We start from the raw sequence: 280 nt of genomic DNA on the forward strand, positions 1-280 counted from the left end.
CCTATTTAAGTGATGTGCTGAAAAGGCTACCGACACACAAAGTGACCCAAATTGAAGAATTACTGCCACACCGGTGGCAACCCGACCAAAATTAAAAAATAGGTATGGGGTTCAGCGGATGCTTACGTCCAATCTATTTAATTTACCGAAGAGTTTGCCTGAAGGCAAAGGGATCGACTGGAATGTGGTGATCGTAGATGCCACAGAAATTCCAATACAAAGACCTAAAAAAACAGAAGAAAAGCTATAGTGGCAAGAAGAAAGCACATACTTTCAAAGT

At 41.1% G+C, this 280-nt stretch carries 2 protein-coding genes; both read left to right on the plus strand.

The window, feature by feature from the left end; genetic code table 11:
• Positions 1–95, plus strand: a 95-nt coding sequence (locus CYK47_RS15365) for a transposase domain-containing protein (protein WP_164709245.1), incomplete at its 5' end; no start/stop codon positions are given.
• Positions 96–118: 23 nt separating this feature from the next.
• Positions 119–250, plus strand: a complete 132-nt coding sequence (locus CYK47_RS15815; RefSeq protein ID WP_286206929.1) for a hypothetical protein — start codon at positions 119–121, stop codon at positions 248–250.
• The last annotated feature ends 30 nt before the right edge of the window (positions 251–280 follow it).

This window comes from Acinetobacter sp. B51(2017) (assembly GCF_003711395.1).
In the GTDB taxonomy this organism is placed as follows: domain Bacteria; phylum Pseudomonadota; class Gammaproteobacteria; order Pseudomonadales; family Moraxellaceae; genus Acinetobacter.

Coding starts and splice junctions, on each gene's coding strand:
- CYK47_RS15815 (WP_286206929.1), top strand. CDS start 119: ATGCTTACGTCCAATCTATTTAATTTACCGAAGAGTTTGCCTGAAGGC.